We start from the raw sequence: 16,146 nt of genomic DNA on the forward strand, positions 1-16,146 counted from the left end.
CCCCGCCGCGTCTGGTCCGCCTAGGCTGGGGGCTCGCGGCAGCGAGGAGGACGCGATGAGTCGCAGACTCACCAGCCTGCGGGTCGTGCGAACCGAGTGGCTCAACCCGCGCATGATCCGGGTCGTCGCCGGCGGAGCCGATCTGGCCGGTTTCCCCGACACGGGCCACACCGACCGCTACGTCAAGATCGTTTTTCCCCGGCCGGGGGTCGCCTACCCCGTCCCGCTCGATCTCGACCTCGTCCGGCGGACGTTCCCGCGGTCGCACTGGCCGCTCACCCGCACCTACACCGTCCGCGCCATCGATCGGGCCGCGGGCACGATGACCATCGACTTCGTCTACCACGGTGACAGCGGGCTGGCCGGGCGCTGGGCCGCCGCAGCGGGCACCGGTGACCCGCTGCTGCTCCTGGGCCCCGGAGGGGCCTACGCTCCGCGGGCCGACGCCGACTGGCACCTTCTGGTGGGTGACGAGGCCGCCATACCCGCCATCGCCGCGGCCCTCGAACGGATCCCCGCCCGCGTCCCGGCAACGGTGATCATCCAGGTCGACGGCCCGCAGGAGCACCAGGATCTGCGTTCCCCGGGCGAGGCGCGCATCACCTGGCTGCACCGGCCCGACCAGCTTCTCGATGCGGTGGCCGGGCTCGAGTTCCCGCCGGGGGCCGTGCACGCGTTCGTCCACGGCGAGGCGGGGGCGGTGAAGCAGGTGCGCCGGCACCTGCTCGCCGAGCGCGGCGTTGCGCGCGACGCGCTTTCGATCTCCGGTTATTGGCGCCTCGGTCGCGACGAGGACGGGTTTCGGCAGGACAAGGCCGCCGAGCGCGCCGCGCCGGAAGCGGCGACGGCAGGCTGAATCGGCTCCGAACCATTTTCCGGAGGTCGCCGGGAATCCCGAGGCGTGGGACCGTGTTGGCTTCTACCGTGTGCGCCGGGGCGGTGCACTAGAGGCGGTGGAGGCCGCTCGCCCGATACAGTGGTATGGGGCGCCCGCGGTGCAACGCGCGCCGCACGAGGGCGCAGCAGGCAAGGAGTGCACATGTTCGAGAGGTTTACCGACCGAGCGAGGCGGGTTGTCGTCCTGGCCCAAGAAGAGGCCCGGATGCTCAACCACAACTACATCGGCACCGAGCACATCCTCCTTGGCCTGATCCACGAGGGCGAGGGTGTGGCAGCGAAGGCGCTCGAGTCGCTCGGGATCGCCCTGGAGGGCGTCCGTCAGCAAGTCGAGGAGATCATCGGGCAGGGGCAGCAGGCACCCTCGGGCCACATCCCGTTCACCCCGCGGGCGAAGAAGGTCCTTGAACTCTCGTTGCGCGAGGCGCTGCAGCTCGGCCACAACTACATCGGCACCGAGCACATTCTGCTCGGCCTGATCCGCGAGGGCGAGGGCGTCGCGGCACAGGTGCTGGTCAAGCTGGGTGCCGACCTGAACCGGGTGCGCCAGCAGGTGCTCCAGCTCCTGTCCGGCTACCAGGGCAAGGAGCCCGCCGAGGCCTCGACGGGCCGTGGCGAGGGCACCCCGTCCTCGTCGCTGGTGCTCGACCAGTTCGGTCGCAATCTCACCCAGCAGGCCCGCGAGGGCAAGCTGGACCCGGTCATCGGCCGGGCCAAGGAGATCGAGCGGGTCATGCAGGTCCTGTCCCGGCGGACCAAGAACAACCCCGTCCTGATCGGCGAGCCCGGCGTCGGCAAGACCGCGGTTGTCGAGGGGCTGGCCCAGGGGATCGTCAAGGGCGAGGTGCCCGAGACGCTCAAGGACAAGCAGCTCTACACGCTCGACCTCGGTTCGCTCGTCGCGGGCTCGCGCTACCGCGGTGACTTCGAGGAACGCCTGAAGAAGGTGCTCAAGGAGATCCGCACCCGCGGCGACATCATCCTGTTCATCGACGAGATCCACACGCTGGTGGGGGCGGGCGCCGCCGAGGGCGCGATCGACGCGGCGTCGATCCTGAAGCCGATGCTCGCCCGCGGGGAGCTGCAGACGATCGGCGCGACCACGCTCGACGAGTACCGCAAGTACGTCGAGAAGGACCCGGCGCTGGAGCGCCGCTTCCAGCCGATCCAGGTCGGCGAGCCGAGCGTCACCCACACCATCGAGATCCTCAAGGGTCTGCGCGACCGGTACGAGGCGCACCACCGGGTCACCATCACCGACCCCGCCCTGGTCGCCGCGGCCACCCTCGCCGACCGGTACATCAGCGACCGCTACCTGCCGGACAAGGCGATCGACCTGATCGACGAGGCCGGAGCCCGGATGCGGATCCGCCGGATGACCGCACCGCCGGATCTGCGTGAGTTCGACGAGCGGATCGCTGCGGTGCGCCGCGACAAGGAGTCCGCGATCGACGCGCAGGACTTCGAGCGGGCCGCGCACCTACGTGACCAGGAGAAGCAGCTGCTCGTCCAGAAGGGTGAGCGGGAGAAGCAGTGGAAGTCCGGCGACCTGGACGTCGTCGCGGAGGTCGACGACGAGCAGATCGCCGAGGTCCTCGCCAACTGGACCGGTATCCCGGTGTTCAAGCTCACCGAGGAGGAGACCACGCGGCTGCTCCGCATGGAGGAGGAGCTGCACAAGCGGATCATCGGCCAGGAGGACGCCGTCAAGGCGGTGTCCCAGGCGATCCGGCGTACCCGCGCGGGCCTCAAGGACCCGAAGCGTCCGTCGGGCTCGTTCATCTTCGCCGGGCCGTCCGGTGTCGGTAAGACCGAGCTGTCCAAGGCGCTGGCGAACTTCCTGTTCGGCGAGGACGACGCGCTCATCCAGATCGACATGGGTGAGTTCCACGACCGCTACACCGCGTCGCGGCTCTTCGGCGCCCCGCCCGGATACGTGGGCTACGAGGAGGGCGGTCAGCTCACCGAGAAGGTGCGGCGCAAGCCGTTCTCGGTGGTCCTGTTCGACGAGATCGAGAAGGCCCACCAGGAGGTCTACAACACCCTCCTGCAGGTGCTGGAGGACGGAAGGCTGACCGACGGCCAGGGCCGGACGGTGGACTTCAAGAACACCGTCATCATCTTCACCTCGAACCTCGGCACCCAGGACATCTCGAAGGCCGTCGGCCTTGGGTTCGCGCAGAGCAACGACGAGGCGTCGAACTACGAGCGGATGAAGAACAAGGTCAACGACGAGCTGAAGAAGCACTTCCGCCCGGAGTTCCTCAACCGCATCGACGACATCATCGTCTTCCACCAGCTCACCGAGGAGCAGATCATCAGGATGGTCGACCTGATGATCACCCGGGTCGAGGCGGCGCTGGCCAACAAGGGCATGTCCATCGAGCTGACCCCGGCGGCGAAGAGCCTGCTCGCCCGTCGCGGCTTCGACCCCGTGCTGGGTGCCCGGCCGCTGCGCCGGACCATCCAGCGCGAGATCGAGGACCAGCTGTCGGAGAAGATCCTGTTCGGCGAGGTCGAGCCGGGTCAGATCGTCATCGTCGATGTCGAGGGCATCGACCCGGACGCCCCCGAGGGCTCCCGGGCCGCCGACGACAAGGCGCATTTCACCTTCCGCGGTGAGCCGCGCCCGGCCGTCACCGTCCCCGACGCACCGCCGGTCGACATGGCCGCCGGCAGCGGCGAGGAGTAAGCAACACCCGATGGGCCGGCCCGGACGATGTCCGGGCCGGCCCTTCGCGTCGCCCTCCCCGCGAGTCGCGGTATTTCCGTGCGCGAGTCGCGGTATTTCTGCGACCGAGTCGTGGGATTTCCGTGCCCCGCGTCACCGAGGCGGGACGAGAAAGCGCCGGTGCCGCCGCTACGACGACGTCCGGCGGCGAGCCAACCGCCGTGCCTGACCCTCACCCGCCTGTCGTGCACCAGGACGGAGCTCCCGCAGCCGAGCCGGTCCACAGCCAGCAGAAGGACACCCACGACAGCGGTCTCCGCGCGGGTGCACCGTCGAGCCTCGTTCTCAGGTCGGACGCCTGGTAGCGCAGGTGGGGTGATCGTGTCCGCACCGTTGTGCCTGCCGACGCAGCGTCCAGGCCGCCATCTCGGCGGGGGACTTCCGGGGTCCACGGCGTCCTCGGCGCCGCGCTCGCTCGGGGTACTTGCGCTTTGCCCTCCGGCCCGAACGACCGCAGCTGGGCCGGGACCAGCCGGGTTGTCGGTCACGGAGCTGGCGGCGAGGGCGAGCAGCACCGGGTCCTGTGCGACGGACCGGGCGGTTACGAGGTGGGCCCGCGTCGATGCCGAAGGAGCGAACGATCGCGTCCTCGGCAGACCTGCTCGCGACTCGCGCACGGAAATACCGCGACTCGCGCACGGAAATACCGCGACTCGCGGGGAGGGGCTAGGGGAGGGAGGTGGTGGTGCGGGCGGCGAGCACGGCGCGGCGCGGGTCGGACGCGGGAAGGACATGCAGGAGTTGTTCGGCGAGCTCCATATCGCCTGCGCCGTCGGCGGTCCGTGCCAGTGCCCACATGTCGCTGACATCTCCCTGGTGCAGCACGGCGTTGCGGATCGCGGCGGCGAGCTGTTCGCGTTCCTCGCGCACCGCGGGCGCCTCGGAGGACGGCAGCAGCGGGCCCCGGTAGAGTTCCGCCGCCTCGCGCAGCGCGCCCTCGGTGAGGGCGGAGCGAACTCGCACGAAATCGGCGTCGACGCGGGCGTGCAGCCGGTAGGGCTGGGTGTGGATCACGCTGGCCACGAGGGCGACCCGCAGCCGGTGCATCTCGGCCCGGACGGTGACGGCCTTACCGGCATCCCCGTAGAGGTCGGCGGCCAGTTCGTCGGCGGTGCGCCCCCGTGGGTGCAGGGCCAGGACGGTGAGCAGTTCGGCGTGCCGCTGGGTGAGCGGCACGCGGCGCCCGTCGAGGCGCGCCGCGGGACGCACCGCCCCGAGGAACGGCAGGGTCAGCACAGGCCGGTCACGGGTGCCCGGGCGGGGCAGGCGCAGCAGCCACCCCTCGGCGAGTGGTTCGAGCACGCCCTCCCCGCCCTCGGCGAGCCGGACCCGTTCACCGCCCTGTGGTAGCGCGATCCGGTCGGGCAGCCACCCGGCGGGTTGCGCCGCCAGGACCCGGCCCTGCGGGTTGAGCAGGGCGCCCGGCTCGCCGCGCAGCGCGATGAGATGCGACATGTTGCGCTGCCGCAACTGCTCGTCGCGGACGGAGAGCTGGGCGGCCAGGTGGTTCTCGGCCAACCGTGCGGCGGCGATGACCAGCGCGAACGTCGTCGGATGGAACGTCTGTAGCGGCCCGGTGACGTCAACGGCGCCGATCAGCTCGCCGGACTCGGGGTGGTGGATGGGGGCGGCCGCGCAGGTCCACCGGTGGTAGGCCCGCACGAGATGCTCGGCGGAGTGGATCTGCACCGCGCTGTCGGCGGCGAGCGCGGTGCCCATCGCGTTGGTGCCGATGCAGTCCTCGCTCCACCGGGTGCCCTCGACGAGCCCGACCCGCTCGGCGCGCTGCAGGACGTCACGATGACCCTCCCGCCAGAGGATGTGCCCGTGAACGTCGGTCACGATCATCATGTGCATGGCGTCGTCGGCGATGCCCAGGAGCGTGTCCCGCAGCACCGGCAGCACGGCGGCGAGCGGGTGCCGGCTGCGCATCTCCCCGAGCTCGCGCTGCCGATAGACCAGCGGCGGCCCGTCCAGTTCCGGATCGACCCGTGCGGCGAGCGAACGCCGCCAGGACGCGGACACGATCGGCCGCGGCTCGGCCGGGGCCTCGTCGCCGCTGAGCACCGCGTCCCGGACCTTGGCCAGCAGGCGGGCTCGCTCGACCGGATCGTTTGTCATATCCCTCACCGGACGTCAGGCGGACGGCGGAACCCCATCCTGATTCGTTCGTGGTAGTAAGGCAAGCCTGAGGCTGATTGGCGTCTGCGACCTGTCTGAACGGATAGGTTCGCACCTGCGGTGCAACGCCGCTGCAACCCCCGCATCCCTAGTGTCCCTGCCCACCTGCACCAACGAGGGGAAGGATGCACGATGGCCAGGTATGCGGCCCCGGGCGACGCCGGCAGCGTCGTCTCGTTCCGGTCCCGCTACGACCACTTCATCGGTGGCGAGTACGTCGCGCCGAAGAAGGGGCAGTACTTCGAGAACCCGACCCCGATCACCGGACAGACGTTCACCGAGGTCGCCCGGGGTACGGCCGAGGACGTCGAGGCCGCCCTCGACGCCGCGCACGCCGCCGCCCCGGCCTGGGGGAAGACGTCGCCCACCGAGCGGGCCAACATCCTCATCAAGATGGCCGACCGGATCGAGGCGAACCTGGAAAAGGTCGCCATCGCGGAGAGCTGGGAGAACGGCAAGGCCTGCCGGGAGACCCTGGCCGCGGACATCCCGCTCGCGATCGACCACCTGCGCTACTTCGCGGGCGCGATCCGCGCGCAGGAGGGCGGCATCTCGCAGATCGACGACAACACCGTCGCCTACCACTTCCACGAGCCGCTCGGCGTCGTCGGCCAGATCATTCCCTGGAACTTCCCGATCCTGATGGCGATCTGGAAGCTCGCCCCGGCGCTGGCCGCGGGCAACGCGATCGTGCTCAAGCCCGCCGAGCAGACCCCGGCGTCGATCCACGTGCTGCTGGAACTGGTCGCGGACCTGCTCCCGGCCGGGGTGCTCAACGTCGTCAACGGCTTCGGCGTGGAGGCCGGCAAGCCGCTCGCGCAGAACAAGCGCATCCGCAAGATCGCCTTCACCGGAGAGACCACCACCGGCCGGCTGATCATGCAGTACGCCAGCGAGAACTTGATCCCGGTCACCCTCGAGCTGGGCGGCAAGAGCCCGAACATCTTCTTCGACGACGTCGCCGCCCAGCAGGACGCCTTCTACGACAAGGCGCTCGAGGGCTTCGCGATGTTCGCTCTCAACCAGGGCGAGGTCTGCACCTGCCCGTCGCGGGCGCTGATCCAGGGCGGGATCTACGACGACTTCCTCGCCCAGGCCGTCAAGCGCACCGAGCAGATCAAGCAGGGGCACCCGCTCGACACCGAGACGATGATCGGTGCCCAGGCCTCCAACGACCAGCTCGAGAAGATCCTGTCCTACATCGACATCGGCCGGCAGGAGGGCGCGCGGATCCTCACCGGGGGTGAGCGCGCCGACCTCGGGGGCGAGCTGTCCGGCGGCTACTACATGCAGCCGACGATCTTCGAGGGCGACAACTCGATGCGGATCTTCCAGGAGGAGATCTTCGGTCCCGTGGTCTCGGTGACCCGGTTCGCCGACTACGACGACGCCATGAAGATCGCCAACGACACGCTCTACGGCCTCGCCGCCGCCGTGTGGTCGCGCGACGGCACCATCACCTACCGGGCCGGGCGCGACATCCAGGCGGGCCGGGTGTTCGTGAACAACTACCACACCTACCCGGCGCACGCGGCGTTCGGCGGCTACAAGCAGTCGGGCATCGGACGGGAGAACCACAAGATGATGCTCGAGCACTACCAGAACACGAAGAACCTGATGGTCAGCTACTCGCCGGACGCACTGGGATTCTTCTGATGGCCGAGCGGGTCGCGCTGACATCGGCGGCCGCCGAGCTCCTGCGGAAGCTGACCGCGGTGCACGGCCCGCTGATGTTCCACCAGTCCGGCGGGTGCTGCGACGGAAGCTCGCCGATGTGCTATCCAGCGGGGGAGTTCCGAACCGGCGACTCCGACGTCCACCTCGGCGACCTGGAGGTGGACGGGATCGACGCGGTTCCGTTCTGGATGTCCGCGGCGCAGTTCGAATACTGGAAACACACCCATCTCACCGTGGATGTGGTGGCCGGGCGGGGCAGCGGATTCTCGGTCGAGGCGCCCGAGGGCGTCCGGTTCCTGATCCGCTCCCGGTTGCTCAACACCTGACGCCGGGTCGGCGCGGGGGGCGTGGCGATGGCCGTCGGGGGTCGGTCATCGCCACGGCCGCTGGCTCAGCCGACCTCGTTCAGCCGCCCGGTCGCGACATCGAACACGAAGCCGCGGACCGCGTCCCGGTGCGGCAGGAACGGGTTGGCCATGATTCGGGCGATGGACTGGCGGACATCCGCGGCGGGATCCGGGAACGATTCGGCGGCCCACCCCGGTTTGATACCCGTGTCGTCCTGAATCGAGCGACGGAACTCGTCGTCGGTGAAGGTCAGCATGCCGCAGTCGCTGTGGTGAATCAGAATGATCTCGGTGGTGCCCAGCAGCCGCTGGCTGATCGCCAGCGAGCGAATCGTGTCCTCGGTGACGACGCCGCCGGCGTTGCGGATGACGTGCGCCTCGCCGTCGCCGAGTCCGAGCACCCGGTAGACGTCCAGCCGCGCATCCATGCAGGCCACGATCGCGACGTGTTTGCTGGGCGGCATCGGCAGCGGACCGGAGAAGGTTTCGGCGTATCGGGCGTTGTTGTCGAGCAGTTCATCAGTGACGGACATCGTTGTCTCCCTCGATAGGAACTGCCATCCCCGCGAGTCGCGGCAATTATGCGACCGAGTCGCGGTATTGACGAGTTCCAGCGAACCGCTAATGGAGGCGTTCGTCGAGGGCACGGAGCGCTTCGGCCGCCCGGGCGGCGATTTCGGCGCCCCGGCCGTGTCGTACCTCGGGCTCGTGCAGGTTGATCCGGACGAGCGCGCCCGACGAGGCGGAGGCGAGTTCGGCCTGCCGACGGACCGTGGGGACGGCGGTGCCGGCACCGATCTCGACCACGGTGAGCCGCCGACCCTCGGCGCGCAGCGACCGAAGCCACCGGGTGTGGCTATCCAGTTGCGCCTGGGTGCGGGCGGGATCCCAGGAAAGGTCCCCGAACATGAGGATGTTCGGCCTGGCCAGGCCGCCGCAGGCGGGGCAGGACGGCAGCGGGGCCGCCGCCCGCATCGTCACCGGATCGACCCGCGCCGAGACGCCGTCGGCCGGCCACACCGGCTGTCCGCAGTTGTCGAGACACTGCAGGTGGTGGATCGACCCGTGGCATTCGGCGACCACATCGGCGGCGAATCCGGCGCGGTGGAACTGGCCGTCGACGTTCGAGGTGAACACCCGCGCCGGCCACCGGCGCGCCCACGCCAGCAGCACCCCGAAGCCGTCGTGCGGCACCGTCGAGCGGTAGAGGTCGAGGCGGTGGCCGTAGAAGCCCCAGGCCAGTTCCGGGTCGTCGGCGAAATGCACCGGATCGGCCAGCTCCTCGAACCGCAGGCCCAGCGCCCGATACGGCGGGTAGGCGCGCCAGAATCCCTCGGGGCCGCGGAAGTCCGGCAGGCCCGAGTCGACGCCCATCCCGGCACCCGCGCAGACCAGCAGGGCGTCGGCGCCACGCAGCAGCTCGGCCGCGCGGTCGAGCTCGTTCAGGAGCCCGACGCGGTCGAGGACTGGATGACCTCGAACTCCAGGAGGGAGGACCCCGACGCCACCGGGCGGGCGCGCTCGCCGGAGTGTGCCTGCATGGCCGGGCCGGTCAGCCAGGCCTGGAAGTCCTCCTCGGTCTCCCAGTGCGTCACCACGAAGTAGCGGTTCTCGCCCTTGACCGGCCGCAGCAGCTCGAAGGAGATGAACCCCTTCTGGCCGTCGACGGCATGGAGCCGGTTGGCGAAGCGCTGCTCCAGCTCTGGGCCTGCGCCCTCGGGGACCTCGATAGCGTTGATCTTCACGACTGCCACGGGTTCAGGTTATCGGCTCTGCGGTTCCGGTTCGCGTGTCGACCAGCTCGACGCCGCTGACCCCGGCCCGCACCGGCCGGAACGGGTGGAGCAGCGCGAACGCCTCGGCCGGCCGTTCGTGCGCCAGCGTGCAGTGCGGAAGCCAGGCCCCGGGCAGGTAGGCGGCGACCGGGGCGCGCACCCGGCCGGCGAGTGCGTCGTGCACGGCGGCGTGGACGGCCAGCAGCTCGGCATCGACGATCGCGGCCAGCACGAGCTCGTCGTCGTGGCCCGCGATGGTGCCGAGCGTGGCCAGCCACAGCGCGGGCAGGGTCAGCACCCGCAGTTCGTCGATGAGGGCGGCGCGCGCGGCGGGCGGGATCGTGGCCGCCGCGGCGAACGTGACGGCCGGTCGGGCGGTGGGCGCCGGTATCCCGGCGGCGTGCAGTCGCTCCCGCAACGCCGTGAGCTCGGCCACGGCGTCGTCGTCGAGGCGGAACCGCACGGCGTGGCTCATCGCCTCGACCGGGTTGCATCGGCCCGGACCATCATCCGCCGCTCACGGGGCGCAGCCCAGCCTGAACCGGCCGTCGGCGAGCTGTTCGGCCAGCCCGTCGACGAGCAGCGAGTCCAGGCAGCGGTCGCGCTGGGCGGCATCGGACCAGACGGCGTCCAGGACGGCCTTCTCGACCGGCATCGAGGTGTCGCGCAGCACGTCGAGGAGTCTGCCGCGGACCTGCCGATCGGTGCCGGCGTAACCCTGCGGGGGCCGCCGTGGTCCGGTGTAGGCCGGGTGTCCGGCGGCGTGCCAGGCGCACGCCCCGCGGGCCGGGCAGACCCCGCACAGCGGGTTGCGGGCGGTGCAGATCACGGCCCCGAGCTCCATCAGCCCGGCACAGACCCGGGCGGCGGCCGGTTCGTCGGCGGGCAGCAGCGCCTCGACGTCGACGAGGTCGGCCTTGGTTCTGGCGGGTCCGGCGGCGCCGCGGCCGTGCACGGCGCGGGCAACGACCCGCCGGACGTTCGTATCCACGACCGGGCAGCGCCGCCGGTAGGCGAACGCGGCCACCGCCCGCGCGGTGTAGCTGCCCACCCCGGGCAGCGTCTCGAGAATATCCACATCGGACGGAACGACGTCGTCGTGCTCGGTGGCGATCACCCGTGCCGCCTCGTGCAGCCGCACGGCTCGGCGCGGGTAGCCGAGCTTCCCCCACGCGCGCAGCACATCGGCGCGCGATGCGGCGGCGAGTGCGGAGGGCAGCGGCCAGTCGGTCATCCAACGGGTCCAGACCGGCTCGACGCGAGCCACCGGGGTCTGCTGGAGCATGAACTCACTGACCATGACGCCCCACGGCGTGGTCCCGGCCCGGCGCCACGGCAGGTCCCGGGCCTGAGCGTCGAACCAGGGCAGGATGAGATCAGCCAGCGGGGGTACGGGCGGCGCCACGGTTGCTGATCGTGCCATCGCGGTGAATGATCATCCGGGGAGGGCGGCTCCCTCCTTCCGGGGGCGACATGCCGGTGCCATCCGCCACCTGCAGTAATCGCTGAGCTACGCTGAGTGACATGTGGGAGCCGGTGGGGCCGCTGCCCGCGTCCGTCTACTGGCGTCGACGCCTGGTCGCGCTCGGCTGCGTCATCGCGACGTTCGCCCTGGTCGGCGTGACGATAGCGGGCGCCACCGGGCCGGATGAGCCGGGCCACGCACCGGCTGTCCAGGCCGCGACCCTGGTCAGCGACGTTGCGCCGGTGACCGCCGCGCCGACCGTCGACCGGGTGGAGAATCCCCGGGACAGTCCCGGGCCCCCACCCGCCGAGCCCCCACCCGCCGAGTCCCCATCCGCAGCGCCCCCGCCGGCCGAGCCCCCACCCTGCACGAACGCCATGCTCACCGCGGGAGCCGAGATCGACCGCCCGGTTCACCGGGTCGGCGAGCGCCCGGTCCTGCGCGTCGTCATCACCAACATCAGCGACCGGCCCTGCATCCGCGACCTCGACGGAAAGCGGCTGGAGATCGTGGTCTGGAGCGGCGACGGGGTCGACCGGCTGTGGTCGAGCAACGACTGCGTCAACCCGGCTCGCGCCGATGTGCGAACCCTGGCCCCGGGCGAACCGGTGGCGTTCGCCGTCACCTGGGCGGGGCGCACGTCCTCCCCGGGCTGCGCAGAGCCGCGCCGGGCGGTCCCCGCGGGCGCATACCGCGTCATGACCCGCATCGATGACCTGATCAGCGCGCCCACCCCGTTCCTGCTGATCTGAGCGATCAGCCGGCGCGCAGCCCCCGTACGACGTGCGCGAGGTCGGCGACCTCCTGGACCCGCATCCCCATCGGCTTCACGTCGCTGCCGAGCGGCACCAGTGCCCGGGTGAAGCCGAGCCGGGCGGCCTCGGCGAGCCTGCGCCCGATCCCATTCACCCGGCGCACCTCGCCGGCCAGCCCGATCTCGCCGAGCGCGACCAGGTCGGGGGGCAGCGCCACATCGCGTTTGGCCGATACCACCGCGAGGGCCAGAGCCAGGTCGGCCGCGGGTTCCACGACTCGCATCCCGCCGACGGTCGCGGTGTAGACCTCGGCGTCGTACAGCTTGATCCCCACCCGCCGCTCCAGCACCGCGAGCAGCATGGCGACGCGAGCGCTGTCCAGGCCGCTCACCGCGCGCCGCGGGCTGGGGATGTTCTCGCCCGCGACCAGCGCCTGCACCTCGGCCAGCAGCGGACGACGTCCGTCCATCACCACGGTCACCGCGGTCCCGGGGACGGCCTCGTCGTGCGTGGTGCCGAAGCGGGCCAGGAACAGCCCCGAGGGGTCGGCGAGCCCGACGATGCCCTCGTCGCGCAACTCGAAGCAGCCGACCTCGTCGGCCGCGCCGAAGCGATTCTTCACCCCACGGACCATGCGCAGCGTCGAACTCCGGTCGCCCTCGAAGGACAGCACGACGTCGACGAGGTGTTCGAGCACCCGCGGGCCGGCGATGGATCCGTCCTTCGTGACGTGCCCGACCAGGATCACCGGCAGGGCGCGCTCCTTGGCCAGCGCCGTGAGTGCGACGGTGACCGCGCGGACCTGGGTGACCCCGCCGACGTTGCCGTCCGCCTCGGCGGTGGACATGGTCTGGATCGAGTCGACGATCAACAGGTCCGGGCGCAGCAGCTCCAGATGCCCGACGATCGCGCCGAGGTCGGACTCCGCCGCCAGGTACAGCCGGTCGTGCACCGCCCCGGTGCGCTCGGCGCGCAACCGCACCTGTCCGGCCGACTCCTCACCGGTGACATACAACACCGTGCCGCGTGCGGCGGCCTTGGCCGCGACGTCGAGCAGCAGGGTCGACTTGCCGACGCCCGGCTCTCCGGCCAGCAGGACCACCGAGCCGGGGACGAGACCGCCGCCGAGCACCCGATCGAGCTCGTCGACGCCGGTCCGGCGGGCCCGTGCCGCGTCGAGCTCGACCTCGGCGATCGGCCGGGCCGGGGTGCTGGGCGCGCCCGCCGCGACCCGCTTCGCCCGCGTGGCCGGGGTGACCTGCTCCTCGAGCGTTCCCCAGGCCTGACAGGAGGGGCAGCGCCCCACCCACTGCGCGACCTGGTGCCCGCACTCGGCGCAGCGGTACCCAGTGCGTGCGGTGCGGGGGCGTCCGGTCAGTGGCCGCCTCCGCCGCCGCTGCCCTCGGTCTGGCGGCCGGTCGCAGAGGCGTCGACCGGCAGGTCGACGGTCACGGCGCCGGCCCGCTCGAAGACCAGCACGATCGGGTAGTCCAGACCCGGGCTGACGTCGCGGGTGAGCCCGTCGAGGACGACGTCGATCTGGCGCGAGTTCGGCACCTTCGTCGCATCGCCGCCGGAAATGAGCGCCTGCTCTCCGGGAATCATCGTGTCCCCGGTCACCTGAACCGCGGTCGCGACCGGGCTGCTGGCGGACAGCAGTCGGTCGGCGGTGTCGGACTGGTTCGCGATGACGAGCGCCACCGGTGCCGCGCCCCCGCGCGGGTAGATGACCTTCCCGTGCTGGTGCTCGTCCGGGAAGGTGATCATGGCGTTGCGCACGGCGATATCGCCTGCCGTGACGTTCGCGCCGCTGACGGCGGGGGTCTGCCGGGCGGTCTGCGCGATCTGCCCGGCGCCGCATCCCGTCAGCCCCAGCGCTGCGATCGTGCCACCGATGACGAGGGCGAATCGGATCGGACGGAAGCGCTCAGTGCGGCTCACGGGTCGGACATCCTTCCTGCCGTCGCCCCCCTTGCCGGCGGGGTGCGGTGTCGCGGGGGTCGCCCGTTTCGCGGGGTGACCAGGCGGAAGCGTAACCGCGCCGGTCACGGGCCCGGCACGCGGTTCCCGTTGGCCGGCGGCCCGGTCCTGCCCGACGCACGTTTCGGGCCCGCTGTCAACCCCCTGACCTGCGACGACGAGCCACGTCGGGCCGCGGCTGTTTACGTGCCGTGTTAACCTGGATGCATCGAAAGGGGCAGAGGACACATGGTTTTCAAGGTCGGAGAGACCGTTGTCTACCCGCACCACGGTGCCGCTCTCATCGAGGCCATCGAAACCCGAACGATCAAGGGCGAGGAACGCAAGTATCTCGTCCTGAAGGTCGCGCAGGGGGATCTCACGGTGCGCGTACCCGCTGACAACGCCGAGGTCGTCGGCGTTCGAGACGTTGTGGGCCAGGAGGGTCTGGATCGGGTGTTCGAGGTGCTGCGCGCCCCGCACACCGAGGAGCCGACCAACTGGTCGAGGCGGTACAAGGCGAATCTGGAGAAGCTTGCCTCGGGTGATGTGAACAAGGTCGCCGAGGTGGTCCGCGACCTGTGGCGGCGAGAGAAGGACCGCGGGCTGTCCGCCGGTGAGAAGCGCATGCTGGCCAAGGCCCGGCAGATCCTGGTCAGCGAGCTGGCGCTGGCCGAGGGGACCGATGAGGAGCGCGCCGAGGTCCTGCTCGACGAAGTGCTCGCCACGGCCACTGCCTGACCTGCGATCTGTCCGTTCCGCCCCGAACCCCGCATGAGCGTCATCGCCGTCGTTCCCGCCGCCGGGTCGGGGCAGCGGCTCGGGGCCGGTGTCCCCAAGGCGTTCGTGCCGATCGACGGTGTCCCCATCCTGGTGCACGCCGTGACCGGCCTGCTCGCCTCGGGTGTGGTCGACCGGGTGCTGGTCGCCGTCCCGGCCGGCCAGGTGGAGGCCGCCCGGACGTTGCTCGACGGCCGTCCGGTCGGGGTGCTGGCCGGCGGGGCCGATCGGACCGAGTCGGTCCGATGCGCGCTCGACACGCTCGATGACCTCTCCGCCGGGATCGTCGTCGTCCATGATGCGGCGCGCCCGTTCGCGCCCCCCGGGCTGACCGCGGCCGTCGTCGACGCCGTTCGGTCGGGGCACCCGGCGGTGGTCCCGGCGCTGCCGCTCGCCGACACGGTCAAACAGGTCGATGGCGACGGCAGGGTGCAGGTCACCGTGGACCGTTCGACCTTGCGCACGATCCAAACCCCGCAGGGTTTCGACCTTGCGCTGCTGCGCCGGGCGCACCGGATCGCCGCCTCGACCGGGTCCGCGGCGACCGACGACGCGGGGCTGGTCGAGGCGCTGGGCGAACCCGTGCACACCGTGCCCGGCCATCCGGCGGCATTCAAGATCACCACAGCGTGGGACCGGGAGCTGGCGGAGCTGCTGGTCGCGAAGGGGGTTCGGTGAGGGTCGGCATCGGCACCGACGTGCACGCGATCGAGGCCGGCCGGCCGTGCTGGGTGGCCGGGCTGCTCTGGGACGGCGTCGATGGCTGTGCCGGGCACTCCGACGGCGACGTCGCCGCGCACGCCCTGTGCGACGCCCTGCTCTCCGCGGCGGGTCTCGGCGACGTCGGTGCGGTCTTCGGCACCGGCCGTCCGGAGCGGGCGGGCGCGAGCGGGGTGGCGCTGCTGGTCGAGGTGCGCGAGCTGCTCGCGGCGGAGGGCTGGACGGTGGGCAACGCCGCCGTCCAGGTCATCGGGATCGCCCCGAAGATCGGCCAGCGCCGCGCCGAGGCTCAGCGAGTGCTCTCCACGGCGGTCGGCGGCCCGGTGGCGGTGTCCGGGACGACGACCGACGGCCTCGGCCTGACCGGTCGCGGCGAGGGTCTCGCGGCGGTCGCGACGGCCCTGCTCCTGCCCGTCGGCTAGCGACCGCTACCGCGTCACCGCGTCGAGCCGGGCCTGGATCTCATCCGGAGTCAGGTCGAGGCGGCGGGCGGCGATCATCCAGTGGTGGCCGAACGGATCGGCCAGCCGTCCGCCGCGGTCGCCGTAGTCGTGGTCGGCGATCGGGAACACGACCCGCGCACCGGCCGCGAGCATCCGCTCGGCGACCGCGTCGGCGTCGTCGACCTCGAGCGTGAGGATCACCGGTGGGCCGTCCGAGCCCGGGGCGGGGTCGGCGTCGTCGGCGTCCTTCACGGCGAACCGCACCGGCCCGACCTGGAGCATCGCATGCACGACCCGGCCGTCCACGGTGTAGCGTTCGGTGATCTCCGCGCCCAGTGCGGCGGTGTAGAAGTCCAGGGCGGCGTCGCCCCCTTCGACGACGAGCCGGGGGTGGAACGAACGAATCTCGGGCATGG

Annotated in this window: 17 protein-coding genes; 8 read left to right on the top strand and 9 right to left on the bottom strand. The window is 71.3% G+C overall.

Features of this window, described 5'->3' with window-relative positions; genetic code table 11:
* Positions 1–55 precede the first annotated feature (55 nt).
* Both ACFQE5_RS05810 and ACFQE5_RS05815 read left to right on the top strand, forming a co-directional pair.
* A complete protein-coding gene (locus ACFQE5_RS05810) occupies positions 56–856 on the top strand; it encodes a siderophore-interacting protein (RefSeq protein ID WP_379583608.1) in 801 nt (266 codons plus the stop codon).
* Positions 857–1,039: 183 nt separating this feature from the next.
* Entirely contained in the window at positions 1,040–3,589 is a 2,550-nt protein-coding gene (locus tag ACFQE5_RS05815; RefSeq protein WP_379583610.1) for an ATP-dependent Clp protease ATP-binding subunit, read from the top strand.
* A 705-nt stretch (positions 3,590–4,294) separates the two neighbouring features.
* On the opposite strand, the gene ACFQE5_RS05820 is transcribed toward ACFQE5_RS05815, so the two are convergent.
* Complete coding sequence (locus ACFQE5_RS05820) at positions 4,295–5,749, bottom strand: GAF domain-containing protein (RefSeq protein ID WP_379583612.1); 1,455 nt, start codon at positions 5,747–5,749, stop codon at positions 4,295–4,297.
* A 192-nt stretch (positions 5,750–5,941) separates the two neighbouring features.
* Between ACFQE5_RS05820 and exaC the strand changes: the two genes are divergently transcribed.
* Together exaC and ACFQE5_RS05830 are read left to right on the top strand one after the other, a co-directional pair.
* On the top strand, positions 5,942–7,465 hold the full coding sequence (exaC, locus tag ACFQE5_RS05825) for an acetaldehyde dehydrogenase ExaC (RefSeq protein WP_379583614.1): 1,524 nt from the start codon (positions 5,942–5,944) through the stop codon (positions 7,463–7,465).
* Positions 7,465–7,812 (top strand): DUF779 domain-containing protein, encoded by a 348-nt coding sequence (locus ACFQE5_RS05830; RefSeq protein WP_379583616.1) that lies wholly within the window; start codon positions 7,465–7,467, stop codon positions 7,810–7,812. Before exaC ends, ACFQE5_RS05830 begins: the two co-directional genes overlap by 1 nt.
* Before the next feature lie 65 nt (positions 7,813–7,877).
* Here the strand turns inward: ACFQE5_RS05830 and ACFQE5_RS05835 are convergent, their stop codons facing one another.
* From ACFQE5_RS05835 to ACFQE5_RS05855, 5 genes are all read right to left on the bottom strand, one after another.
* A complete protein-coding gene (locus tag ACFQE5_RS05835; protein WP_379583618.1) occupies positions 7,878–8,366 on the bottom strand; it encodes a beta-class carbonic anhydrase in 489 nt (162 codons plus the stop codon).
* Positions 8,367–8,454: 88 nt separating this feature from the next.
* Entirely contained in the window at positions 8,455–9,279 is an 825-nt protein-coding gene (locus tag ACFQE5_RS05840) for an SIR2 family NAD-dependent protein deacylase (RefSeq protein ID WP_379583702.1), read from the bottom strand.
* Complete coding sequence (locus tag ACFQE5_RS05845) at positions 9,276–9,587, bottom strand: antibiotic biosynthesis monooxygenase family protein (protein ID WP_379583620.1); 312 nt, start codon at positions 9,585–9,587, stop codon at positions 9,276–9,278. The genes ACFQE5_RS05840 and ACFQE5_RS05845 overlap by 4 nt, the downstream gene beginning before the upstream one ends.
* Positions 9,588–9,591: 4 nt before the next feature.
* Entirely contained in the window at positions 9,592–10,083 is a 492-nt protein-coding gene (locus ACFQE5_RS05850; protein ID WP_379583622.1) for a 2'-5' RNA ligase family protein, read from the bottom strand.
* 42 nt (positions 10,084–10,125) lie between these two features.
* Complete coding sequence (locus tag ACFQE5_RS05855) at positions 10,126–11,031, bottom strand: A/G-specific adenine glycosylase (RefSeq protein ID WP_379583624.1); 906 nt, start codon at positions 11,029–11,031, stop codon at positions 10,126–10,128.
* A 101-nt stretch (positions 11,032–11,132) separates the two neighbouring features.
* Between ACFQE5_RS05855 and ACFQE5_RS05860 the strand changes: the two genes are divergently transcribed.
* The gene (locus tag ACFQE5_RS05860) at positions 11,133–11,825 is read left to right on the top strand and encodes a hypothetical protein (protein WP_379583626.1); all 693 of its coding nucleotides are present in this window, start codon (positions 11,133–11,135) and stop codon (positions 11,823–11,825) included.
* Positions 11,826–11,829: 4 nt separating this feature from the next.
* On the opposite strand, the gene radA is transcribed toward ACFQE5_RS05860, so the two are convergent.
* Positions 11,830–13,206, bottom strand: coding sequence for a DNA repair protein RadA (gene radA / locus ACFQE5_RS05865; protein WP_379583704.1), 1,377 nt, complete (start codon positions 13,204–13,206; stop codon positions 11,830–11,832).
* Entirely contained in the window at positions 13,203–13,769 is a 567-nt protein-coding gene (locus ACFQE5_RS05870) for a copper chaperone PCu(A)C (protein ID WP_379583708.1), read from the bottom strand. Before ACFQE5_RS05870 ends, radA begins: the two co-directional genes overlap by 4 nt.
* 267 nt (positions 13,770–14,036) lie before the next feature.
* On the opposite strand from ACFQE5_RS05870, the gene ACFQE5_RS05875 reads away from it, so the two are divergent.
* From ACFQE5_RS05875 to ispF, 3 genes are read left to right on the top strand one after another with little or no spacing between them, the layout of a single operon-like run.
* A complete protein-coding gene (locus tag ACFQE5_RS05875; RefSeq protein WP_028928940.1) occupies positions 14,037–14,528 on the top strand; it encodes a CarD family transcriptional regulator in 492 nt (163 codons plus the stop codon).
* Positions 14,529–14,561: 33 nt separating this feature from the next.
* Positions 14,562–15,245: a 2-C-methyl-D-erythritol 4-phosphate cytidylyltransferase gene (gene ispD, locus ACFQE5_RS05880; RefSeq protein ID WP_379583628.1), complete on the top strand. Its 684-nt coding sequence runs from the start codon at positions 14,562–14,564 to the stop codon at positions 15,243–15,245.
* Positions 15,242–15,709 carry a 2-C-methyl-D-erythritol 2,4-cyclodiphosphate synthase gene (ispF, locus tag ACFQE5_RS05885; protein ID WP_379583630.1) on the top strand — a complete coding sequence of 156 codons (468 nt, stop codon included), beginning with the start codon at positions 15,242–15,244 and terminating at the stop codon, positions 15,707–15,709. Before ispD ends, ispF begins: the two co-directional genes overlap by 4 nt.
* Positions 15,710–15,715: 6 nt before the next feature.
* On the opposite strand, the gene ACFQE5_RS05890 is transcribed toward ispF, so the two are convergent.
* Positions 15,716–16,144: a VOC family protein gene (locus ACFQE5_RS05890; protein ID WP_379583632.1), complete on the bottom strand. Its 429-nt coding sequence runs from the start codon at positions 16,142–16,144 to the stop codon at positions 15,716–15,718.
* Positions 16,145–16,146: the final 2 nt, after the last annotated feature.

This window comes from Pseudonocardia hispaniensis (genome assembly GCF_042658695.1).
Classification (GTDB): domain Bacteria; phylum Actinomycetota; class Actinomycetes; order Mycobacteriales; family Pseudonocardiaceae; genus Pseudonocardia; species Pseudonocardia hispaniensis.